The organism is Arthrobacter sp. 05T45, from assembly GCF_056395875.1.
Genome location: NZ_JBFTKI010000001.1, coordinates 246,969 through 268,581 on the forward strand (window position 1 = coordinate 246,969; position 21,613 = coordinate 268,581).

The window sequence follows — 21,613 nt, forward strand, 5'->3', positions numbered from 1 at the left end:
CTGCCGGGCAGGCGCCGGACCATGACCCAAGATTTCATAGGACTTCCAAGCTTTGCTCTTCTTTTGCCTCCGCACTGTTGGTAGCGTCACACCATGCTTGCTTACACAGCCGGGGACACTGACGTCCCGCTGCTCGAGGAAACCATTGGCGCGAACTTCGAACGGATCGCGGCGCGGTTCCCGTACCACGACGCCCTGATCGAGGCGGCCGCGGTACCCGGCGAAGAGGCCCGGCGGTGGAGCTACACCAAGTTGAACGACGACGTCGACCGCCTGGCACGTGCGCTCCTCGCCCTGGGCGTCGCGAAGGGCGAGCGGATCGGCATCTGGAGCCCCAACTGCGCCGAGTGGACCATCCTGCAGTACGCCACCGCGAAGGTCGGGGCGATCCTGGTCAACGTCAACCCCGCCTACCGCAGCCATGAGCTCGAGTTTCTGGTCACCCAGAACGGCATGCGCATGCTGGTCACCGCGCCGTCGGACAGGAACAGCGACTACACCGGGATGGCGCGGCAGGCGCTGGCGGCGTGCCCGGATCTGCGCGAGCTGGTCTTCCTCCCGGGCGCCGGCCTGGACGGGCTGACCGCCGGCGAACCCGGCACTGACGCGGAGCGCACCTATGCCGAGCTGCTCAAGCGGGCCGACGACGTCGGGCACTCCGAGCTGAAAGCGCGCATGGCGGCACTGGACGCGCAGGACCCCGTCAACCTGCAGTACACCTCCGGCACCACGGGGTTCCCGAAGGGCGCCACGCTGACGCACCACAACATCCTTAACAACGGCTTCTCGATCGGCGAACAGCTGGGCTACACGGAACACGACCGCGTGGTGATCCCGGTGCCCTTCTATCACTGCTTCGGCATGGTGATCGGGAACCTCGCGGCGCTCAGCCACGGGGCCGCCACCATCATCCCCGGCCGGTCATTCTCGCCGGCCGCGGCGCTGGAAGCTGTGCAGGACTTCGGCGGAACCTCGCTGTACGGCGTGCCGACCATGTTCATCGCCGAGCTCGCCCTGCCGGACTTCGCCTCCTACGACCTCTCGACACTGCGCACGGGCGTCATGGCCGGCTCGCTGTGTCCCATCGAGGTGATGAACCGGGTCATCACGGAAATGAACATGAAAGACGTCGCCATTTGCTACGGCATGACGGAGACCTCGCCGGTGTCCACGATGACCCGGAGCGTGGACACCATGGCCCAGCGCACCGAGACCGTGGGCCGGACCATGCCGAACCTGGAGAGCCGCATCGTGGACCCGGTCACGGGAGAGGTGCTGGAGCGCGGCGGGATCGGCGAACTCTGCACGCGCGGCTACGCGGTGATGCGCGGGTACTGGAACCAGCCTGACAAGACCGCCGAGGCGATCGACGCCGACGCCTGGATGCACACCGGAGACCTCGCCCGGATGGACGCGGACGGGTACATCGTGATCGAGGGCCGGATCAAGGACATGGTGATCCGCGGCGGCGAGAACGTCTATCCGCGCGAAATCGAGGAATTCCTCTACACCCACCCGGACATCCAGGACGTGCAGGTGATCGGTGTCCCGGACTCGAAGTACGGCGAGGAGCTGATGGCCTGCGTCATTTTGAAGCCGGGGGCTGCGCCGATGGACGCCGCCAGCCTGGCCGAGTTCTGCCGCGGCAAGCTGGCGCACTACAAGGTCCCGCGCTACGTGGATGTCCGGGAGAGCTTCCCGATGACCGTTTCCGGCAAGATCCGCAAGGTGGACATGCGCCAGGAGGCCGCGGCCCGGCTGGGCCTCCAGGCCGGCGGCTGACAGCAACGCGGGGTCACTTACGGCCCATCCCGGGGCGCCGGACGGGCCGTAAGTGACCCCGCGTTGGGGCGATTCCGGAGGGCCTGTGGATAACCTCAGCGCCGAGGCTGATCCGCGGTCACAATGGTGCGCATGGTCCGCATTGTGCCGCTTCCCGAAAGCCTCACCCTCACACCGTTCACCGTCTATGAGTCGCGCGCGCTGGGTATTCCGCCCAAACGTCTACGGGCGCAGGATTTGTCCGACGGCGGCCGCCTTATCTATCTGCCGGCCGGGCGGCAGCTTGAGATCGTCGAACGGGCCAGGGTCCTCGCCGCTGCTACCCCGGGTGCCTGGGCGTCCCATGAAACCGCGGCCGTGCTGACCAGGCTCGGGCTGCCGCCATGGTTGGGCGAATGCCACACCATCCACCTCAGCAAACCCCATGAACTGCCCAGGGTCCGCCGTGCCGGGGTCACGGGCCACCGCGTGCGGCTCATTCCGGGCGAGCTGACCGACGTCGACGGCATCCCTGTCACGGCGCCGCCCCGCACTTGGCTGGATCTGGCCGCAGTCCTGCCGCTCAACTACCTCATCGCGATGGGGGACCAGCTCATCCGACAGCCCAGGCCCAGCCTCGAACTGAGGTCGGAGCCCTACGCCTACAAGGATGGCCTGCGGTTGCTGATCCGCCAGCATCCCAACATGAAGGGCGTCGAGAAGGCGCGGCTTGCGCTGGACGAGATGCGGGTGGGAGCAGACTCTTTCCCGGAGACATTCCTGCGGCTGGCGCTGTTGGATGCGCGTCTGCCGGAGCCGGAGCTGCAATTGAGGCTCGACCCGGAAGACCCGCGCTCATCGGCTGCAGACATGGGCTACCGGAGGTACGGGATCGCCATGCAGTACGACGGCGCCCACCACCTCACGCGGGAACAACAGACCCGGGACAACCGGCGAGACGAAGCGTTCCGCAGCGCAGGATGGGCGTATTTCAAAGTCAACGCCGACGATCTTGCCGAGGGATTCGACAGCGTCATCACCCGGATCAAGAGGGCCCGGCTCCGCGCCTGAGCAAACTCCTGCCCTCCTGAACCGCCCACACCAACGCGGGGTCAGATCGCGCCCATAAAGGGGCCCCGGATGGGCCGTAAGTGACCCCGCGTTGCTTTGAGGGGGAGGGGAGGTCAGTGGCTGCGGTGGTCCTGGATGGTCATGCGCGGGCCAAATGTCGGTTTCCGGAAGCCGCTCAGCCCGATCATCCGGACCACCCGCTGCCGGTGCCCCGCCCATGGAGCCAGCAGCCTGAGCATGCCGGCGTCGTCTGTCCGGCGGCCGGTCAGGGCGGCGCCCACGTAGGCCGCAAGGTGGTAGTCGCCGACCGAGATCGAATCCGGGCAGCCGTGCGTGCGCTGCACCACCTCCGCCGCCGTCCAGACCCCGATTCCGGGCAGCGTCTGCAGCTTGGCCGCCGCCTCCGCGGCGGGGAGGGCGGCGAGCCGTTCCAGCGCGGCGGCCGAACGCAGCGCCCGCATGACGGTTCCCGACCGCTGCGGGCCCACGCCGGCCTTGTGCCACTCCCAGGACGGGATGTGCAGCCACTGCGCGGCCGTCGGCTGGACCAGCAGATTGGCGGGCGCGACGGTGCCGGCGCCCGGCGCCGCCGTCCCGAAGCGGTACATCAGGTAGCGGTATCCGCGGCGGGCCTCGATAACGGTGACCTTCTGCTCCAGGATGGTCGGCACGAGTGAATCGATCATCCTGCCGGTTGCAGGCAGCCGGATCGCGAGGTTCCGGCGCCGGGCTTCAACCACCATGCGCGGGAGGGTCGCGTGGAATGCGGGCTCGTCGAAGCCGGACCAGTCGTCGTCGCTCCCGAGCATGCGCGGGACGGAATCGACGGCGTCCCCCGCTCCGGGACCCCAGGCCTGCGCGTCCACGGCAGGGTCAGCCTGCGCCCCGGCCGTTGCCAGGCGCAGCGTGGCCGGACCGCGGGGCGTCGTGAACGCGAACCAGATGCCGTCCGGGGCAGTGCGGATGGACGGGTCGCCGTGGCCGCGCAGCAGCGTGCCGATGGTTTGCATCAAGTCGAACGGGCCGCCCGGGTGCCACCGCAATGAGGCGTCCGCCGCGGCGGCAATGCCTGCGGGGGCGTCTGCAAGGCTCATTCGAACATGTTCCCACGGCCCGCTGACAGCAGCGGCATCCGCGGCAACGACGCAGGGGCCGTAGGGCCCTTAACCTCCCGCGCTGCCGGGGCTAAAATCCGGCTGTGGCGTGATGTGTCCGCGCCCGCCTCTTGGCCCCGAATCCTTGTTCTTGGGAGAGTGTGATGGCTGGTGGAGTGGTACATTTCGAAATCCCCGCAGAAGACGAGGGCCGCGCACGCGAGTTCTACAGTTCGGCGTTCGGCTGGGAGGTAAGCCAGGTGCCGGAGATGAGCTACGCCATGATCAAGACGACGCCGACGGATGCCAACGGCATGCCCTCCGTGCCGGGCTCCATCAACGGCGGCATGTTCCGCCGCGAAGGCGACCTCACATCCCCGGTGGTCACTGTGGATGTCGATGACATCGACGCGGCGTTGGAGAAGATCAATGCACTGGGCGGCAGCACCGTCTTACCGCGCGAGGCAATCGGCACCATGGGCTGGGCCGCCTACTTCCGGGACACTGAGGGCAATGTGGTCGGCCTCTGGCAGAACGCCCCGCGTGAGGGCGGCGCCGGGGCAGCGAACGCCGGGAATGACATCGGCGCCTGACGCGCCGGGCACGCCGGCCCGCAGTGCATCCACCTCACTGCATCCCGGTGGTGAGCCACAGCGCCACGACCGCCAACGGGACGGTGAGGACGACGGCGGCCACGCCGGCGAGGGCGAAGCCTCCCCAGCGGATCTCCACATTCAGGGAGCGGAGCCGCTCGTGCCACAGCAGCGTGGCCAGGGACGCCCAGGGGGTCACCAGCGGGCCCAGGTTCACGCCGATCAGCAGGGCCGCCAGCCGGGCCGGGGAGCCGCCCACCGGTTCCAGGGCCAGATAGGCGGGGAGGTTGTTGACTGCGTTGGCTGCCCCGGCGCCCAGGCCGGCGAGCTGCAGGAGCGCCGGCAGGCTCTCGCCCGTGCCGGCGATCCCGGTCAGGAACTGGGTGAGCCCGTTGGCGTGCAGGGTCTCCACCACCATGAACAGTCCGGACGTGAGCATCAGCGGGCGCCAGGGAATCATGGACCAGCGCAGGACGGAGCGCCGCCGCCAGAGGAAGAGCAGGAGCAGGGCAGCAGCCGCCGCGAGTGCCGGGATCTGCACCGGAACCCCGGAGACAAGCGCCGGGAGCAGGACCACCATGACCCCCGACGCCGAGTACAGCAGCACCCGGTCCCGGACCTTATGGACGGGCTGGGGGCCGTACGTGCCGCGCAGGTCCTTCCGGAACGCCAGCCACAGGAGCACCAGCGGCACGAGGATGCCCACCAGGGCCGGGGCCCACACGAGCGAAGCGAACGCGGCGGGGCTGAGGTTGAGCCGCTCCTGCGCGAGCAGGTTGGTCAGGTTGGAGACCGGCAGCAGGAGCGAGGCCGTGTTCGCCAGCCACACCGTGGTCAGCGCAAACGGCAGCGGCGGAATGCGGGCGTGAATGGCCAGCAGCACGACGACGGGAGTCACCAGCACCGCCGTCGTATCCAGCGACAGGAACACGGTGGAAACGGTGGCGAGGGCGATGGCGAGGAACCACAGCAAGAGGACCCGGCCGCGGCCCAGGGCGGCCAGCCGCTCCGTGACGACGCGGAAGAGCCCGGCCTCATCCACCAGTTCGGTGACAAGGGACATCGCGACCACGAACGCCAGTATCGGCACGGTGCGTGCTGCCAGCGCCTGGAAGGCGGGGACCGGCAGCAGCCCGGACACCAGCGCCGCGCACCCGGCCAGCAGCATGCCCGCGGGCAGCGCGTAGCTCTTGAACTTCTTCAGCCGGGCGATCCTCTTCACAGCCATATCCTCGCATCTGCCAGAGCCGTGGGAGCGCTGTGGCCGCGCCGACGTGCCCGCCGCGCCGGAGACGGTAACTTTGTACCTATGAAGTACGCCCCGTCCGTCCTGGACCTCATTGGCCATACGCCGCTCGTCAAACTCAACCACGTGACCGATGGCATCGCAGCCACGGTCCTGGTGAAGCTCGAATACCTGAACCCCGGCGGTTCGATCAAGGACCGCATTGCGGTCAAGATGATCGAGGAGGCCGAACGAACGGGCCAGCTCCTGCCCGGCGGCACGATCGTGGAGCCCACCTCGGGCAACACCGGCGTCGGTTTGGCGCTCGTGGCGCAGCAGAAGGGCTACCGCTGCATCTTCGTCGTGCCGGACAAGGTCGGCGAGGACAAGCGGGCCGTCCTCCAGGCCTACGGCGCGGAAGTGGTGGTCACGCCCACCGCCGTCCCGCCGGACAGCCCGCAAAGCTACTACGGCGTCTCCGACCGGCTCGTCACCGAAATCCCCGGCGCCTACAAGCCGGACCAGTTCTCCAACCCCGCCGCCCCGGCCAGCCACTATGAGACCACGGGCCCTGAGATCTGGCACGACACCGACGGACGCATCACCCACTGCGTGATCGGCGCCGGGACCGGCGGCACGATCACCGGCACCGGCCGGTACCTCAAGGAAGTCTCCGCCGGGCGGCCCGGGGCCGAGGGTGGCGTCGTGAAGATCATCGGCGCGGATCCCGCCGGCTCGGTGTACTCCGGCGGCACGGGCCGCCCGTACTTTGTCGAGGGCGTCGGGGAGGACATGTGGCCGGCCAACTATGACAAGTCCGTCCCTGACGACGTGATTGCCGTCAGCGACGCCGATTCCTTCGCGATGACGCGCCGGCTGGCGCGCGAGGAGGGCCTGCTGGTGGGCGGGTCCTCGGGCATGGCCGTCGTGGCCGCCATGGAAGTCGCCAAGGACCTCCCGGCCGACGCCGTCGTCGTGGTCATCCTGCCGGACTCCGGCCGCGGCTACCTGGCCAAGATCTTCAACGACCAGTGGATGCGTTCCTACGGCTTCCTGGCCGGCGGGGACGAGGCGTCGGTGGGCGAGATCCTCAAGGCGAAGACCGGTGAACTCCCGGACCTCGTGCACATCCACCCGAACGAGTCCGTCCGCGACGTCATCAACATCATGAACGAGTACGGCGTCTCGCACATCCCCGTCCTGTCCCAGGAACCGCCAGTCGTCATGGGCGAGGTGCTGGGCGCCGTGGACGAACGCACCCTCACGGCCAAGCTCTTCCGCGGCGAGGCCAAGCTCTCGGACAAGATTTCCGAACACATGGAGGCCCGGCTCCCCGTGATCGGCTCGCTCGAATCGATCTCGACCGCCCGCGAACTCCTCTCCGACGCCGACACCCTCATGGTGACGTTTGTCGGCGCCCCGGTGGGGATCCTGACCCGCCACGACCTCCTCGCGTACCTCAGCAACTGACCAGTTCAAGGAGTCCCATGTCTGTGCCCGAAAGCCCGTCCTCAAAAAACCAGGGTTTCAACACCCGCGCCATCCACGCCGGCCAGGCGTTTGAGCCCCGCACCGGGGCGGTGGTGCCCCCCGTGCACTTCTCCTCGACCTATGCCCAGGACGGCATCGGCGGGCTGCGGGCCGGTTACGAATACGGCCGGGGCACCAACCCCACCCGTGACTCGCTGCAGGAGCAGCTGGCGGCCCTGGAAGGCGGGAGCGCCGCGTTCTCCTTTGGCTCCGGCCTGGCCGCCGAGGACTCGATGATCCGCGCCCTCACCCGCCCCGGCGACCACATTGTGCTCGGCAACGACGCCTACGGCGGCACGTACCGGCTCATCAGCCGGGTCCTGGGGGAGTGGGGCATCGGCAACACCCCGGTGGACATGTCCGACCTCGACGCCGTCGCGGCCGCCGTCGCCGCGGGCGGCACCGCCGACAGTACCGTCGACGGTGGCGGCAAGACCCGCCTGGTGTGGGTCGAGACGCCGTCGAACCCGATGATGAAGATCACCGACATCGAGGCGCTCGCGAAGGTGGCGCACGACGCCGGCGCGCTCCTCGTGGTGGACAACACCTTCGCCTCCCCGTACCTGCAGACCCCGCTGGCCCTCGGCGCCGATGTGGTGGTGCATTCCACCACCAAGTACATCGGCGGGCACTCCGACGTCGTCGGCGGCGCGATCGTGGTCAACGACCCGGACCTCGCCGAGAAGATCGGCTTTGTGCAGTTCGCCGTCGGCGCCGTGTCCGGGCCGATGGACGCTTTCCTCACCACCCGCGGGCTCAAGACCCTCGGGGTGCGCATGGACCGGCACAGCGACAACGCCCAGGCCGTGGCCGAATGGCTGCTGGAGCGCCCCGAAGTGGAGGCCGTGCTCTACCCGGGCCTGCCCACCCACCCCGGCCACGAGCTGGCCAAAAAGCAGATGAAGAAGTTCGGCGGCATGATCTCCGTGCAGTTCAAGGGCGGCGAGGCCGCGGCCCGCAAGGTGGCCGAATCGACCTCCGTGTTCACCCTGGCGGAGTCCCTGGGCGGGATCGAATCGCTCATGAACTACCCGTCCGAAATGACGCACGCCTCGGTCAAGGGCACGGAACTGGCGGTCCCGGTCAACCTGATCCGGCTCTCGTGCGGCATCGAGGACGTGGAAGACCTGATCGCCGACCTCGACGCCGCGATTTCCTCCCTGGCCGCCGGCAGCTAACTGCACCGTAGCTGCACCGGCCACCGACCCCGGCGCCCGGATCATTCCGCCGGGCCACCCTAGCTTTCTCTAAGAGAGTCAGCTAGGGTGGCCGCATGGCACTTCGATCCGACTGGTCCCAGCGGACCTGCAGCATGGCCCGCGGCCTCGACGTCCTGGGCGATCCCTGGAGCGTGCTCGTCCTGCGCGAGGTGTTCTTCGGCAACGGCCGCTTCGAGGCCATGAAGGCCCGGCTGGGGGCGGCCGATTCCGTGCTCACCAAGCGGCTCGCCGGGCTCGTGGACGCCGGGCTCCTGGCCCGGCGGCCCTACGACGACGGCGGCCGCACCCGCCAGGAGTACGTCCTCACCGCCATGGGCGAAGACGCCCTCCCGGTGCTCAACGCCGTCGTGATCTGGGCCGAAAAGCATCTCCCGGCGCCGTCCGGGCAGGCACACATGTTTGTCATTCACAGCGGCTGCGGGGAGCGGACCTCCTCGGCGGACACGTGTTCGGCCTGCGGGGAACCGCTGACGGCCGCCAACACGAGCTGGCACAGCCTCTCCCGCACCGCGGACCCCGTGCCGCTGGCCTCGGCCGGCACCGGGACCCCTGTCCAGAACGGAACCGCCGCATGAGCGCCCCCGAGACCACCGTGACCCCCGCTCCGGTCCGCCGCCGCATCCACCCGGCGTGGACCGTCGCCGCCGTGGCTTTCCTCGCGCTGGTCGGCGCGGCAGGGTTCCGGGCGGCCCCGGGTGTGCTGATGGTGCCGCTGCAGAACGAGTTCGGCTGGTCCACCACCGTGCTCTCCGCCGCGGTCAGCATCAACCTCGTGCTTTTCGGGCTCACGGCACCGTTCGCGGCAGCGCTCATGGAACGCTTCGGCATCCGCGCAGTCACGGCCGTGGCCCTGGTGCTGATCGGCGCCGGCAGCGCGCTGACGGTCCTCGTGACCCAGTCCTGGCAGATCCTGCTGACGTGGGGGCTGCTGATCGGGCTCGGCACCGGGTCCATGGCGCTGGTCTTCGCCGCGACCATCGCCAACACCTGGTTCGCCAAGAGCCGGGGCCTGGTCATCGGCATCCTCACCGCCGGCAGCGCCGCCGGGCAGCTCGTGTTCCTGCCCTTCATCGCGGCCCTTGCCCAGGACCCGGGCTGGCGGCAGGCCTCGCTCCTCATCGGTGCCGGCGCGCTGGCCGTGGTGCCGCTCGTGCTCATGTTCCTGAAGAACTCCCCGGCCGAGATCGGCGTGCTGCCCTACGGGGCGACGCCGCCGGCCCCCGGCCCGGACGCCGGCACGGAATCCAGCGGGCCCGAATCGAAAGGGACCGTACCGGCGGTTCCGGCAGCCGGGCAGGAAGTGCAGGAGCCCCGCCGGAACGCAGCGGTCCGTGCCCTGCAGGTCCTCAAACGGGCCAGCAAGGTGCGCACTTTCTGGGCCCTGGTGGCCGGTTTCGCGATCTGCGGCGCGACGACCAACGGGCTGATCGGCACCCACTTCATCCCCTCCGCCCATGACCACGGCATGCCAGAAACCACCGCGGCGGGCCTGCTCGCCGTCGTCGGCCTCTTCGACATCATCGGCACCATCGCCTCCGGGTGGCTCACGGACCGCTTCAACCCCCGGATCCTGCTCGCCGTGTACTACCAGTTCCGCGGGATCGGGCTGCTGGTCCTGCCGCTGCTGCTCAGCGCCACCGTCCAGCCCAGCATGATCGTGTTCGTGGTCATCTACGGCCTGGACTGGGTCGCCACGGTGCCGCCGACCGCCGCGATCTGCCGCCAGGTGTTCGGTGCCGACGGGAGCGTCGTGTTCGGCTGGGTGTTCGCGGCCCACCAGCTCGGTGCGGCCGCCGCTGCCCTGGCGGCCGGGGCGGTCCGGGACGCCACCGGCCAGTACACCTACGCCTGGTTTGCCGCCGCTGCCATGTGCACCATCGCCGCCGTCATCAGCGCCACCATCCGCAAGGACGCCCGGAAGCCGGAGTCCGTCCCGGTCCCGGCGTAGCTGTTCTGTAGACTGACCCGACAGCGAGGGCGCGTTTGCGCCGCCCTGGACGGAACCGACCAAACGGCCAGCGTCTACATCAGCAGCCCGATGGGGGAGTACATGTCAGTGCCCGTTTCAGACCGCAGCCCGGCGCGGTATTCACCCGTCCCGCACCTGTTCCGGCTCTCCGTCATCCCGGCCGTCGCCGCGGTGGGCTACTTCATCTGGATCTCGCTCGGAGTCTGGGGCAAGCACGGCCTGGACTTCAGCGTCTACTGGTACGGCGGCAAAATCCTCAACGACGCCGGCGCGGCACCCTCAGCCCTGTATGCGGGCAACGTGGACTGGGCCGGCGGACCGGCGCTGATGTTTACCTACCCGCCGTTCGCCGCCATCGTCTTCGGCCTCTTGGCCCGGCTGCCCCTGGCGGCGGCGCTGACCCTGTTCAACGCCGCCGGCGCCGGGGTGGCGATCCTGGCCGCGGTCCGAACGGTCCGGTACTGGAACGCGAAAGCCTCCTGGCGCGACACCTTCCGGGCACCGGGCAACGGCTGGGCCGCCGCCGTCCTGGTCCTGGCGGTGCTGAACCTGGGTCCCTGGCGCGAGACCCTGGTGTTCGGCCAAATCAACGCCCTGCTGATGGGCCTGATCGCCGTGGACCTGTTGGCCCGCAACCACCGCTGGACCCGGGGTTTCCCCGGCAGCGGCTTCCTGGTGGGCGTCGCCGCCGGCATCAAGCTGACGCCCCTGGTGTTCGGGCTCTACTTTCTGGTCCGCAGGGACTGGCGCGGGCTGGGCAACATGGCCGCCGGTTTCACCGCCACCGTGGTGGCCGGCTGGCTGCTCCGGCCCGCCGAATCCCTGCAGTTCTGGCTCCAGATGCTGCCGGACACCTCCCGGATGGGGGGAGCGGGCTACGTGGACAACCTGTCCATTAAGGGCGCCCTGCTGCACTTCGGGGTCCCGGAAGCGCACGTCACCGTTCCGTGGCTGCTGCTGAGCCTGGCGGTTGTGGCCGTGGGCGCCGCAGTGATCAAGGCCGCCAGCGATCAGGGTGCCCGCGTCGTGGCCGTATCGGCGACCGCGATCACCATGCTGCTGATCAGCCCGGTCTCGTGGTCCCACCACTGGGTGTGGGTCGCGGCGGTCTTTCCGGCTTTCGCCTGGACCCTGCGGGAAGCTCCGCGCCGGTACGTCGGGATGCGCTGGACCATGGGCGGCGTGCTGGGCCTGTCGATCCTCGTATTCCTGTTCTCGCCCAAGACCATCGGTACGGCCCTCGGCGCCGAAAACCTCGACATCCAGACGCCCGGGGTGTGGATCATGGCCTCCAGCGCCGGCGTCTTCTGCGCCCTGGCCCTGCTGGTGTGCTGGCTCGTGGCCCTGCGGCGGGACCCGCTGGGGCCGGAGCCGGACCTTGCACGCGGGCCGGCTGCCGAACGGGACGTCCCGGCCGCCGTCTCCACTTCCTCAGCCTCCTCGTAGGCACCGCTCGTAGCAGGCCGCGCACCTAGCAGGCCGCCACCTGGTAGGCGCCGCGCCGGCCGCCACCGCTAGGCTGGTCGGCATGAGCTCCCCCGACGGACGTAAGACGGCCCTTGTCACCGGTGTCGGCCGGCTCGCCGGAATCGGCGCAGGCATCGCACGCCGCCTCGCCGCGGACGGCTGGGACCTCGTGCTGACGTACTGGCAGGACTACGACGCGCGGATGCCGTGGGGAGTCCAGCCGGACGACGTCGAACGCCTCACCGCCGAGCTCGAGGCGATGGGCGCCGCCGTCGTGGCGCTGCCGGCGGATTTCCAGGACCCGCACGCCGTGGACAGGCTGATGTCCGCCGCCGCGGCGGAGGCCGGAACCCTGCAGGGTCTGGTGCTCAGCCACGCCGAATCCGTGGACTCCTCCATCCTGGACACGTCGCTGGAGAGCTTCGAGAGGCACTTTGCGGTCAACACCCGGGCCAGCTGGCAGTTGATTGCCGCTTTCGCCCGGCAGGCCGGTCCCGAGGGCGGCGCCATCGTGGCCCTGACCAGCGACCACACCGCTTTCAACCTGCCCTACGGGGCATCAAAGGGCGCCCTGGACCGGATCGTGATCGCCGCCGCCCGCGAACTCGGCCCGCTCGGGATCAGCGCCAACGTCCTGAACCCGGGACCGGTGGATACCGGCTGGATGGATGAGCCGCTCCGTGACGAACTGGCCCGCCGGCAACCCGGCGGCCGGCTGGGCACACCGGCGGACGTGGCCGGCACCGTCGCGTTCCTGCTCTCGCCCGAGGGCCGCTGGATGTCCGGGCAGCTGGTCAAGGCCGACGGCGGATTCTCCGCCTGAGCCGCTGGGACCGCGGGAACGCTCTGATTCATGGAGCGTGTGTGGTGTTGGGGCAGCGTCCGGTGGTGGCCGGACCCGGTCAGCCGGCGCTCAGCCGGCGGTCAGCTGGGCGAGGGCGGTTGCCAGTTCGGTGGCGGCGCCTTGGAGGAGGCAGGCCGTCTCCCGTGCCCGGGTCTTGCGTCCGGACTGGAGGTCGGCATCGATGAGTTCGAGCCGGCACGCACCGGCCTTGGATGCGGACCAGGACAGGCTTTGGGCGGCCAGGCGCGCGCCCTCCCAGTCCCCGCCGGCCAGGGCCTGGTGAATCTTTTCGACCCGGTGGGGAAGCATGAGCTGGAATGTGCTGACGAAGTCGTGGAACTTCCACGACTGGACCGTCCCCGTGCTCTCCTGAAGCCGGTCGCGGTCCAGGACGAGTGCCGCGCTGATGCGGGCCCGGTGCCGGTGGGGTCTCTGGCCGGAAGCGGACCTGTCCTGGCCGTCCCCGCCCGCGCCGGCAGTGGCGTGACGTGCCGGAAAGAAACGAAGTGTCCACGCGGCTGGCTTCGCGTTGAGACTCATGATGTCCCCCTTTACTTGGCAGCCTGTTCCACCCGTCGGGCAGGCAGGCAGGGTGCTCAGCTCCTGTGTCTGGGACGGGCGGGACGACGTCGGTTCGACCGGCCAGAGAAGAAGTGCCGTGGGCTATTTGGCTGCCTCTGCTCCGGTGGCGATGGCACCACTGTACGAATGCGCCCCCGGGAGAACACGAGTGTTGGCTACCCGAAAACCCGGCAGTCACCACTTGTATCACTGGCCTCATCCGTAGCGCGTGACGAGCGGACACGGAAACACTGCCGCGAAATACCCCGTGGCTCTCAGCGGAAGGCGGGGAGACCCGTAATGTGCTGGCCCAGGATCAGGGTGTGGACCTCGTCGGTGCCCTCGTAGGTCCGGACGGATTCCAGGTTGGCGGCGTGCCGCAGCGGGGAATAGTCCAGCGTGATGCCGTTGCCGCCCAGAATCGTGCGCGCCTCCCGGGCAATGCTGAGCGCCTCCCGCACGTTGTTCAGCTTGCCGAGTGAGATCTGCTCCGGACGCAGCCTGCCGGCGTCCTTGAGCCGGCCCAGGTGCAGGGCCAGGAGTGTGCCCTTCTGGATCTCCAGGACCATGTTCACCAGCTTCTCCTGCGTCAGCTGGTACCCGGCCAGCGGCTTGCCGAACTGCAGCCGCTCCTGGGAGTAGGCCAGCGCGGCCTCATAGGAATCCCGCGCGGCGCCCATAGCTCCCCACGCGATCCCGTACCTGGCCTCGTTGAGGCAGGAGAAGGGACCCCTCAGCCCGCGCGCCGCGGGCAGCAGCGCCTCCGGGCCCAGCCGGACGGCGTCGAACGTGATGTCGCACTGGATGGAGGCGCGCATCGAGAGCTTCTGCCCGATCGGCGTCGCGGTGACGCCCGCGGTGCCGGCAGGGACGAGGAAGCCGCGCACGCCGTCGTCGGTCATGGCCCACACCACCAGCACGCCCGCCACGGAGGCGAGCCCGATCCAGCGTTTCGCGCCGTCCAGGATCCAGCCCGCGTCATCGCCGGAGCCGTCGCGGCGGGCGAAGGTCTTCATCGAGGCAGGGTCCGAGCCGGCCGTGGGCTCGGTCAGGGCAAACGCGCCGATCAGTTCGCCGGCGGCCATCCGGGGGAGCCACTCCTGCTTTTGGTCCTCGGAGCCCCACTTGTGGATGGCCGTCATGGCGAGGGAGCCCTGCACGGAGACGAACGTGCGGACGCCCGAATCGCCGGCCTCGAGTTCCATCGCCGCGAGGCCATATTCGACGGCGGAACGGCCCGGGCAGCCGTAGCCCTCCAGGTGCATGCCGAGCACGCCGAGCTCGCCAAGTTCCGGGGCGAGCTCGAGGGGGAACACGGCGTCCTCGTACCAGCCGGCGATGCCCGGCCGGACCCGCTGGTTCGTGAAATCGCGGACGCGCTCGCGCACGCTGCGCTCCTCCGCGCTCAGCAGGGAATCGATGGCCAGGACATCGGAGACGTCGGAAAGGTTGGCCTCATTGTTCATGCCAGCTTCGTTGCTCATGCCAGCATCCTACGGCCGCACCTGCAGGGGCGCGCCGGCGTCGGGCTGGTGCTGCAGGAAGTAGCCCCGCGTGGACGGCGCGAAACGGCAGGCGGCGGCCAGCGCCACGCCCAGCCCCAGGAGCAGCACGCCGCTGATGAAGGCCCCGCCGACGCCGAAGATCTGCGTATCACCGTAGTCCGGATCCCACATCTGCACCGCCGAGACGAAGAATGCCGCAGTCAGCATAAGGGCGCCGAGCAGGGGCATGACGCCGCGGAACCAGAAGTTCCGGGCCGAGCCGCGCAGGCTCGCGCGGAAGTACCAGACGCACGCGAAGCCGGTCAGGGCGTAGTAGAACGCGATGAACAAGCTGATCGAAGTGATGGAGTCGGCGAGCAGGTTCTCGCTCAGGAGACTCATCAGGACGTAATAGGCGACGGCAGCGGCACCCATGACCTGGGTGGAATACCCCGGCGTCTGGTTGCGCGGGTGGACCTCGCCGAACCTGCGCGGCACGGCTCCGTGCACGCCCATGGACAAGGTGCCGCGGGCCGTGGGAAGGATGGTGGTCTGGGTCGAGGACAGCACCGAGGCCAGGACGGCGACGACGATCAGCCAGCCCCAGGGGCCCAGCACCACGTCCTTCATGGCCAGGAAGACATCGTTCTGGTTGGCCTCGTTGCCCAGCCCAATCCCATCCGTGCCCACCGTGGCATACATCATCACCAGCAGGGCCACAGAGACGTAGATCGCCACGAGGACAAGCGCGGAAATGACGGCGCCTCGGCCGGGCGTGGTGGCCGGGTTTTCGGTCTCCTCGTTCACCGCGAGGCAGGTGTCCCAGCCCCAGTAGATGAACAGGGCCAGCAGGGCTCCGTGCACCACCGCGCCGGGATCGGCGAACGCACCGGCGGGGTTGAACCACTCAAGGTCGAAGGCTTGGCCAGTGGCCGCGCCGGGCACCCCGCCCGCGATCCGGAAGATGATTGCCATCGCGAAGATGCCCAGCGAGAGGTACTGCACGTAGGTCAGGACCCGCTGGACATGTTCCCCGAGGCGGATGCCGCGGTAGTTCACGAAGGTCATGAACACGATGAACAGCACACCGGTGGCGGTGACCACGAGGCTGTTCCCGGCCAGCGAACCGTCGCCGATCAGCAGCCACAGGTACTGCCCGGCGACCTGGGCGAGGTTGGCCAGGACCACGACGCCGGCCAGGGCCACGCCCCATCCGCCCAGCCAGCCGGCCCAGGGACCGAACGCCCGGCGGGCCCAGATGAAGGTGGTCCCGCAGTCCGGCATGGCGCTGTTGAGCTCACGGAAGGCGAAGGCGATGAAGAGCACGGGCACGAAGCCCAGCAGCAGGATCAACGGGGTGTAGTTGCCGTTCACCGCCACGATCAGTCCCAGGGTCGCCGCGAGCGAATAGACCGGCGCGGTGGAGGCCAGCCCCAACATGACGGAGTCTCCGAGATCCAGGATCCCGGCGCGCAGTCCCTTGGCCGGAACTGCCGCGGGACCCCCGGGGCCGCCGGCCGTCGTCGTCGTCGTGGTTCCGGTGCTCATAGGGCAATACCTGCCTTGCTGGAGTGGGCCTGGTTCGAGGCCGGGGCGGGCGCGTCAATCGTGTTGGGCACGAAGCGGCAGAAGTAGTCGGTGATGGGCCCGTCCGACTCGCGGATGCCGCAGCCGACCGATTCGCCGTCGACCACCCAGAGGCCGAGCACAGGGCGGTTGCCGTCGAAATCGGGAAGGGCATGGAACTGCTGGTAACACCAGCCTTCCCGGCCATAGTCGCCGGGCTGTTCGAGGTCGATGCCGGCGGCGTGGATCCTGATGTTGTCCCCTTCGCGGCCATGCAGCGGCTTGGCCACCCACTCCGTGAGCGGCCCGGGACCGTCAAGATAGGCCGGAAGCAGGTTGGGGTGGTCCGGGTAGAGTTGCCAGAGCGCCGCGAGCAGGGCCTTGTTGGACAGGAGCATCTTCCAGGCCGGCTCCACCCAGCGCGGATTGTGGGCGCGCTGCAGCAGCCGCTGCCCGAACGGCTCCTTCATCATCAGTTCCCAGGGGTAGAGCTTGAACATGGTGCTGATCATGAAGTTGTCCAGGTCCACGAAGCGGTTGAGGTTCGGATCCCAGCCGATGTCGGACATGTTGATGCCGATGGTGGTCCAGCCGGCCTGGCTCGCGACGTCCCGCATGTAGGCTGCCGTCATCCAGTCCTCGCCGGATTCTTCCGCCTCGGAGTGGGCGACGTGGAGCGTGCTCATGCCGGTGCGGTACTGCAGCCTCTTCCACTGCCGGATGAGGGCTTCATGGATGCCGTTCCACTGGTCCTTTTCGGGATGGACGTCCTGCAGCCAGAACCACTGGGCGACGGCGGCCTCAATGAGTCCGGTAGGGGTGTCCGCGTTGTACTCCAGCATCTTGGCCGGGCCGCCCCGGCCGTCGTAGACGAAGTCGAAGCGGCCGTAGACGTCCACATCGCCGGCCTGCAGCGATGCAGCCGCCAGTTCCATGGCCTGCGGCCCGATCCCGATGTTGCCCATGGCCCCGGTGGCGAGGAACTTCGCGGCCTCGAGGCACATGCGGTGCATGTCCTCGGCGGCCTGTTCGAGGGTCTCCACTTCGTCCATGGTGAATTCGTAGTAGGCGCCTTCGTGCCAGTACTCGACGTTCGTGCCGTCCGGCAGGGCCGTGGTGGAGAAAACCAGGCCTTGTGCTTCAATCCGCTCTTTCCAGTCCGGCCGCGGCGCGGATCCCAGTCGTTTCATCCCTAGCCTCCCGTGCTTCCGCCCTTGGCGCTGCCGCCGAAGCCGCCCCTGCTGACCGTGCCGCCCTTGGCGCTGTACCCCGTGGACGCCTTGGCCCCGGTGGGAACTGTCCTGCTGTAGCTGGGGTAGCCCGACCGGTTCTGGCCCAACCCGGGCACGCTGGCGCCGCGGGAGTAGAAGTACCAGGCGTAGATGCCGGAGCTGCGGCCGTCCGTGCTGCTGTTGTTGCACTGCGCATCGTCGACCCGCTCGCCGGTGTCGTCGTTGAAGCACACCTGGGCGTAGTCGGCCTCGTCCTCGTTGCTGGCCACCATGGCGGTGATCGTGCCGGCCAGGAGCGCCGTGACGCCCAGCCCGACGACGGCGGTACGGCGCTGCGAACGCTTCTTTCGCGCCGCCGCGGCCGCCAGGCCGCGCTCGCGTTCCAGGGCGAAGGGGTCAACCACGGCGGGGGCAGTGGGGTCAGCCGGAAGTCCCGGCGGCGCGGGCTGGCCGGGCTGGTTCTGCAGCTCGGGCCGGAGCTCCGGCTGTGGAATCTGCCACGGAGGCTGCTTCCGGTCCTGCCGTGGACTGTCCGGGTGCTCGTCGTTTCGGCCCAAATGTGTCCCCTCACGTCTGGCCGCAGGGTATCCCGCGGAAGGCTTGCGTGCTTTTCCCGACGCCAGCCTAACCGGCCTCCGGATCCCGGGCGATGGAAAGGGCGTGCCGTGTCTGCGGCGGGCGCGTGGGAAGCGTGCCGGCGCTGAGTCCGGGGCCGCGGGCACGCCGCAGGCCTACACTGGTGCCATGGAAACCGCATCCGTGCTTGCTGTCTGCAGGGTTCACCAGCTGCTCGATGATCCCGGCAGCGTCGGGGTCACCGCGATCGACAAGCGCCCCGTGGACGGACCGGTGAAAGTCCACAAACTTGGCCTGCGCGGTGATATCCAGGCGAGCAGGATCCACCACGGCGGCGAGGACCAGGCACTCTACGCGTACTCGCAGGACGACGCCGACTACTGGGCCGGCGAACTCGGCCGGGACATGCCAGCGGGCATCTTCGGCGAAAACCTGCGGATCACGGGCCTCAACGCCTCCAACGCCGTGATCGGCGAACGGTGGAAGGTCGGACTGGACGTCGAGGTGGAAGTCACCTCCCCGCGCATCCCCTGCGCCACCTTCCAGCGGCGGATGGGCGAGCCGCACTGGGTCCAGCGGTTCACCGAGGCCGGCAGGGTGGGCACCTACCTCCGCGTGGTCCGGACCGGCAGCATCGAGGCCGGAGACCACATCCACCGGCTCTTTGTCCCTGCCCACGGCGTGACAATCGCCAAGTGGTTCACCGATCCCACCCTGGAGGACATGGAGGCCCTGCGCGACGCCGACGCCGACGGCCAGATCCGCCTGCAGCCCGAGTACCACCAGAGGTTCGAACAGCTGCAGCGCCGTCTCGGGGTCTAGGCGTGGGGAGCCGGTGTGCGCAAGCTCACCAGCCCCCGTCGGCCCCTCAATTACCACTGTTCCGCTCCATGCCCTACACTTGAAATATCCCCCACTCCGGAAATCCCTTATTCCTGCCCAATTCTTGAGGCAGGACTGGCAAGTGTTGGGGCCCGCAAATGTGATGCGGGCATTTTCATAGGGAGAGCCGGCAAAAGAAAACGCTGTACAGACTGCTGGGATAGCAGCCAAGAGATGCAGCGGGAAGTCCTGCCACGGGATTGCGAAAGCGCCGGACTTCTATGTGACCCGCCGGTCAACCGTACGCCCGGCAATTCGTGTCACGCGTACTGCGGCTCCGCTCACCTCGGGTTGTGCCGCTTGGCCCCTATGGATGAGGAAATTTCACCTATGCCCGAAAATCAGAACAACTCCGTCGACACCGAACTCGCCACCGAGAACACCCAGGCCGACGTCGAGACTTCTGAAACGGCTGCCCCCGCAGCCGCCTCCGCCCCGGAATTCACCGAGGCTCCTGCGAACGTTGTAGCACCGGCGGCCGAAGCTGCCCCGCAGGCTGACACCAAGACCGAGGCCACTTCCGCCCCGGCCAAGGACGAGGACGCCGAGGAAGAAGGCGTCAAGTTCGTAGACCTCGGCATCGATGGCCGTGTCCTGGCCGCCCTGCAGGACGTCGGCTACGAGAAGCCGTCCCCGATCCAGGCAGCAACCATCCCGCTGCTGCTCGAAGGCCGCGACGTCGTGGGCCTGGCCCAGACGGGTACCGGTAAGACTGCAGCATTCGCAGTACCGGCACTGTCCCGCCTGGCCGAGCTCCACGACCTCAACGGCCCGTCCCGCAAGACCCAGGCCCTGGTGCTGGCCCCCACCCGTGAGCTCGCGCTCCAGGTTGCCGAGGCCTTCACCTCCTACGCCAAGCACATCGACGACTTCACCGTCCTGCCGGTGTACGGCGGCTCCGCCTACGGCCCCCAGCTCGCCGGCCTGCGCCGCGGCGCGCAGGTTGTTGTCGGTACCCCCGGCCGCGTCATCGACCACATCGCCAAGGGTTCCCTGGACCTGTCCGAACTCCAGTACCTCGTGCTGGATGAGGCCGACGAGATGCTCCGCATGGGCTTCGCCGAAGACGTGGAGCAGATCTTCCAGCAGACCCCCGCGGGCCGCCAGGTTGCGCTGTTCTCCGCCACGATGCCGAGCCAGATCCGCCGGCTCTCCAAGCAGTACCTGAACAACCCGGCCGAGGTGCAGGTCAAGTCCAAGACCACCACGGGCGCCAACACCCGCCAGCGCTACCTGCAGGTCATGGGCCCGCACAAGCTCGATGCGCTGACCCGCATCCTCGAGGTCGAAGAGTTCGAAGGCGTCATCGCCTTCGTCCGCACCAAGATGGCCACCGAGGACCTCGCCGACAAGCTGCGCTCGCGCGGCTTCCAGGCTGCCGCCATCAACGGCGACATCCCGCAGCAGCAGCGTGAGCGCACGGTCGAGGCCCTGCGCGACGGCAAGATCGACATCCTGGTCGCCACCGACGTCGCCGCCCGCGGCCTGGACGTCGAGCGTGTCAGCCACGTGGTCAACTACGACATCCCGCACGACACCGAGTCCTACGTCCACCGCATCGGCCGCACCGGCCGTGCAGGCCGTTCCGGCGATGCGATCCTGTTCATGACCCCGCGGGAGAAGTACCTGCTGCGTTCCATCGAGAAGGCAACCCGCCAGCCGGTGGAGCAGATGCACCTGCCCACGGCCGAGACCGTCAACACGTTGCGCCTGGGCAAGTTCGCCGAGCGCATCACGGAGACCCTCGCGTCCGAGGACGTTGCAGCGTTCCGCGACCTGATCTCCTCCTACGAGGAAGAGCACAACGTGCCGGCCTCGGAAATCGCCGCCGCACTGGCCGTCATGGCCCAGGGCGGACAGCCGCTGCTGGTCAAGGAACTGCCGGCAGCGCCCGAGTTCCAGAAGCGCGAGCGCTCCAAGGACGGCTTCGGCTCACGCGGCCCGACCCGCACCCTGACCGAGGGCAACGCCACCTACCGGATCGCCGTCGGACGCCGCCAGCGCGTCATGCCGGGTTCCATCGTTGGCGCCATCGCCAACGAAGGCGGCATCTCCTCGGCCCAGATCGGCGGCATCGACATCCGCTCGGACCACTCCCTCGTGGAGCTCCCGGCGGACCTGAGCGCCGATCAGCTCAAGGCACTGTCCCGCACCCGGATCGGCGGCGAGCTGATCCACCTGGAGCTCGACAACGGCCGTAAGCCGGCCGGCGACCGCGGCTCCTACCAGGGCAACCGTGGCGGAGACCGTGGCGGCTACTCCGGCGGCAGCGGCAACTTCAAGGGCAACGGCGGCTTCAAGCGCGAATTCCGCAAGGGCGACGGCGAGCGGTCCTCCGCTGACCGTGGCGGCCGCTCCTTCAGCGAGCGTTCCGAGCAGCGCACCTTCGGCGCGGACACCCGCAAACCCCGCACCGAAGGCGGCTTCAAGCCCCGCAACAAGTGGTAACCACTAGCACCATCTGAGAACGGGCCGGCTCCCTGAGCCGGTCCGTTCTTGTTTAAGCATTCCGGCCCCGTGTTCGCTTCGTCACAGCCG

At 68.8% G+C, this 21,613-nt stretch carries 18 protein-coding genes; 11 read left to right on the forward strand and 7 right to left on the reverse strand.

Annotation, left to right across the window (positions count from 1 at the left end):
• The first annotated feature begins 93 nt into the window (after positions 1–93).
• Together AC1DGD_RS01175 and AC1DGD_RS01180 are read left to right on the forward strand one after the other, a co-directional pair.
• Positions 94–1,782: an AMP-binding protein gene (locus AC1DGD_RS01175; protein WP_476855644.1), complete on the forward strand. Its 1,689-nt coding sequence runs from the start codon at positions 94–96 to the stop codon at positions 1,780–1,782.
• A 132-nt stretch (positions 1,783–1,914) separates the two neighbouring features.
• On the forward strand, positions 1,915–2,832 hold the full coding sequence (locus AC1DGD_RS01180; RefSeq protein ID WP_476855645.1) for a hypothetical protein: 918 nt from the start codon (positions 1,915–1,917) through the stop codon (positions 2,830–2,832).
• Between the two features lie 113 nt (positions 2,833–2,945).
• On the opposite strand, the gene AC1DGD_RS01185 is transcribed toward AC1DGD_RS01180, so the two are convergent.
• On the reverse strand, positions 2,946–3,926 hold the full coding sequence (locus tag AC1DGD_RS01185; protein ID WP_476855646.1) for a DNA-3-methyladenine glycosylase family protein: 981 nt from the start codon (positions 3,924–3,926) through the stop codon (positions 2,946–2,948).
• 164 nt (positions 3,927–4,090) lie between these two features.
• On the opposite strand from AC1DGD_RS01185, the gene AC1DGD_RS01190 reads away from it, so the two are divergent.
• On the forward strand, positions 4,091–4,519 hold the full coding sequence (locus AC1DGD_RS01190) for a VOC family protein (protein WP_476851356.1): 429 nt from the start codon (positions 4,091–4,093) through the stop codon (positions 4,517–4,519).
• 34 nt (positions 4,520–4,553) lie between these two features.
• On the opposite strand, the gene AC1DGD_RS01195 is transcribed toward AC1DGD_RS01190, so the two are convergent.
• Positions 4,554–5,747, reverse strand: coding sequence for an ArsB/NhaD family transporter (locus tag AC1DGD_RS01195; protein ID WP_476855647.1), 1,194 nt, complete (start codon positions 5,745–5,747; stop codon positions 4,554–4,556).
• A gap of 81 nt (positions 5,748–5,828) precedes the next feature.
• Between AC1DGD_RS01195 and AC1DGD_RS01200 the strand changes: the two genes are divergently transcribed.
• From AC1DGD_RS01200 to AC1DGD_RS01225, 6 genes are all read left to right on the forward strand, one after another.
• Positions 5,829–7,214: a cystathionine beta-synthase gene (locus tag AC1DGD_RS01200; protein WP_243181137.1), complete on the forward strand. Its 1,386-nt coding sequence runs from the start codon at positions 5,829–5,831 to the stop codon at positions 7,212–7,214.
• 17 nt (positions 7,215–7,231) lie between these two features.
• Positions 7,232–8,452 (forward strand): cystathionine gamma-synthase, encoded by a 1,221-nt coding sequence (locus AC1DGD_RS01205; protein WP_476855648.1) that lies wholly within the window; start codon positions 7,232–7,234, stop codon positions 8,450–8,452.
• A 95-nt stretch (positions 8,453–8,547) separates the two neighbouring features.
• Positions 8,548–9,069 (forward strand): winged helix-turn-helix transcriptional regulator, encoded by a 522-nt coding sequence (locus tag AC1DGD_RS01210; RefSeq protein ID WP_476855649.1) that lies wholly within the window; start codon positions 8,548–8,550, stop codon positions 9,067–9,069.
• Positions 9,066–10,442, forward strand: coding sequence for an MFS transporter (locus tag AC1DGD_RS01215; protein WP_476855650.1), 1,377 nt, complete (start codon positions 9,066–9,068; stop codon positions 10,440–10,442). The genes AC1DGD_RS01210 and AC1DGD_RS01215 overlap by 4 nt, the downstream gene beginning before the upstream one ends.
• Before the next feature lie 108 nt (positions 10,443–10,550).
• Positions 10,551–11,909 (forward strand): glycosyltransferase 87 family protein, encoded by a 1,359-nt coding sequence (locus tag AC1DGD_RS01220; protein WP_476855651.1) that lies wholly within the window; start codon positions 10,551–10,553, stop codon positions 11,907–11,909.
• Positions 11,910–11,991: 82 nt separating this feature from the next.
• The gene (locus AC1DGD_RS01225) at positions 11,992–12,753 is read left to right on the forward strand and encodes an SDR family oxidoreductase (protein ID WP_476855652.1); all 762 of its coding nucleotides are present in this window, start codon (positions 11,992–11,994) and stop codon (positions 12,751–12,753) included.
• A gap of 90 nt (positions 12,754–12,843) precedes the next feature.
• Here the strand turns inward: AC1DGD_RS01225 and AC1DGD_RS01230 are convergent, their stop codons facing one another.
• The 5 genes from AC1DGD_RS01230 to AC1DGD_RS01250 all read right to left on the reverse strand — a co-directional run bounded on the left by AC1DGD_RS01230 (position 12,844) and on the right by AC1DGD_RS01250 (position 18,174).
• Positions 12,844–13,314: a hypothetical protein gene (locus AC1DGD_RS01230; protein WP_476855653.1), complete on the reverse strand. Its 471-nt coding sequence runs from the start codon at positions 13,312–13,314 to the stop codon at positions 12,844–12,846.
• Positions 13,315–13,610: 296 nt separating this feature from the next.
• Positions 13,611–14,819 (reverse strand): acyl-CoA dehydrogenase family protein, encoded by a 1,209-nt coding sequence (locus tag AC1DGD_RS01235; protein WP_476855654.1) that lies wholly within the window; start codon positions 14,817–14,819, stop codon positions 13,611–13,613.
• Between the two features lie 9 nt (positions 14,820–14,828).
• Positions 14,829–16,367 (reverse strand): APC family permease, encoded by a 1,539-nt coding sequence (locus AC1DGD_RS01240; protein WP_476855655.1) that lies wholly within the window; start codon positions 16,365–16,367, stop codon positions 14,829–14,831.
• Positions 16,364–17,575: a glutathionylspermidine synthase family protein gene (locus AC1DGD_RS01245; RefSeq protein WP_476855656.1), complete on the reverse strand. Its 1,212-nt coding sequence runs from the start codon at positions 17,573–17,575 to the stop codon at positions 16,364–16,366. Before AC1DGD_RS01245 ends, AC1DGD_RS01240 begins: the two co-directional genes overlap by 4 nt.
• A 2-nt stretch (positions 17,576–17,577) precedes the next feature.
• Positions 17,578–18,174 (reverse strand): Tat pathway signal protein, encoded by a 597-nt coding sequence (locus tag AC1DGD_RS01250; protein ID WP_476855657.1) that lies wholly within the window; start codon positions 18,172–18,174, stop codon positions 17,578–17,580.
• 187 nt (positions 18,175–18,361) lie between these two features.
• Between AC1DGD_RS01250 and AC1DGD_RS01255 the strand changes: the two genes are divergently transcribed.
• Positions 18,362–19,015, forward strand: coding sequence for an MOSC domain-containing protein (locus tag AC1DGD_RS01255; RefSeq protein ID WP_459385436.1), 654 nt, complete (start codon positions 18,362–18,364; stop codon positions 19,013–19,015).
• A 390-nt stretch (positions 19,016–19,405) separates the two neighbouring features.
• Complete coding sequence (locus AC1DGD_RS01260; RefSeq protein ID WP_476855658.1) at positions 19,406–21,523, forward strand: DEAD/DEAH box helicase; 2,118 nt, start codon at positions 19,406–19,408, stop codon at positions 21,521–21,523.
• The last annotated feature ends 90 nt before the right edge of the window (positions 21,524–21,613 follow it).

What these genes read in the sequence shown, in the direction of transcription:
- AC1DGD_RS01175 (WP_476855644.1), top strand. Translation starts at nt 94, where the DNA reads ATGCTTGCTTACACAGCCGGGGACACTGACGTCCCGCTGCTCGAGGAA.
- AC1DGD_RS01180 (WP_476855645.1), top strand. Translation starts at nt 1,915, where the DNA reads ATGGTCCGCATTGTGCCGCTTCCCGAAAGCCTCACCCTCACACCGTTC.
- AC1DGD_RS01185 (WP_476855646.1), bottom strand. Translation starts at nt 3,926, where the DNA reads ATGAGCCTTGCAGACGCCCCCGCAGGCATTGCCGCCGCGGCGGACGCC.
- AC1DGD_RS01190 (WP_476851356.1), top strand. Translation starts at nt 4,091, where the DNA reads ATGGCTGGTGGAGTGGTACATTTCGAAATCCCCGCAGAAGACGAGGGC.
- AC1DGD_RS01195 (WP_476855647.1), bottom strand. Translation starts at nt 5,747, where the DNA reads ATGGCTGTGAAGAGGATCGCCCGGCTGAAGAAGTTCAAGAGCTACGCG.
- AC1DGD_RS01200 (WP_243181137.1), top strand. Translation starts at nt 5,829, where the DNA reads ATGAAGTACGCCCCGTCCGTCCTGGACCTCATTGGCCATACGCCGCTC.
- AC1DGD_RS01205 (WP_476855648.1), top strand. Translation starts at nt 7,232, where the DNA reads ATGTCTGTGCCCGAAAGCCCGTCCTCAAAAAACCAGGGTTTCAACACC.
- AC1DGD_RS01210 (WP_476855649.1), top strand. Translation starts at nt 8,548, where the DNA reads ATGGCACTTCGATCCGACTGGTCCCAGCGGACCTGCAGCATGGCCCGC.
- AC1DGD_RS01215 (WP_476855650.1), top strand. Translation starts at nt 9,066, where the DNA reads ATGAGCGCCCCCGAGACCACCGTGACCCCCGCTCCGGTCCGCCGCCGC.
- AC1DGD_RS01225 (WP_476855652.1), top strand. Translation starts at nt 11,992, where the DNA reads ATGAGCTCCCCCGACGGACGTAAGACGGCCCTTGTCACCGGTGTCGGC.
- AC1DGD_RS01230 (WP_476855653.1), bottom strand. Translation starts at nt 13,314, where the DNA reads ATGAGTCTCAACGCGAAGCCAGCCGCGTGGACACTTCGTTTCTTTCCG.
- AC1DGD_RS01235 (WP_476855654.1), bottom strand. Translation starts at nt 14,819, where the DNA reads ATGAGCAACGAAGCTGGCATGAACAATGAGGCCAACCTTTCCGACGTC.
- AC1DGD_RS01240 (WP_476855655.1), bottom strand. Translation starts at nt 16,367, where the DNA reads ATGAGCACCGGAACCACGACGACGACGACGGCCGGCGGCCCCGGGGGT.
- AC1DGD_RS01245 (WP_476855656.1), bottom strand. Translation starts at nt 17,575, where the DNA reads ATGAAACGACTGGGATCCGCGCCGCGGCCGGACTGGAAAGAGCGGATT.
- AC1DGD_RS01255 (WP_459385436.1), top strand. Translation starts at nt 18,362, where the DNA reads ATGGAAACCGCATCCGTGCTTGCTGTCTGCAGGGTTCACCAGCTGCTC.
- AC1DGD_RS01260 (WP_476855658.1), top strand. Translation starts at nt 19,406, where the DNA reads ATGCCCGAAAATCAGAACAACTCCGTCGACACCGAACTCGCCACCGAG.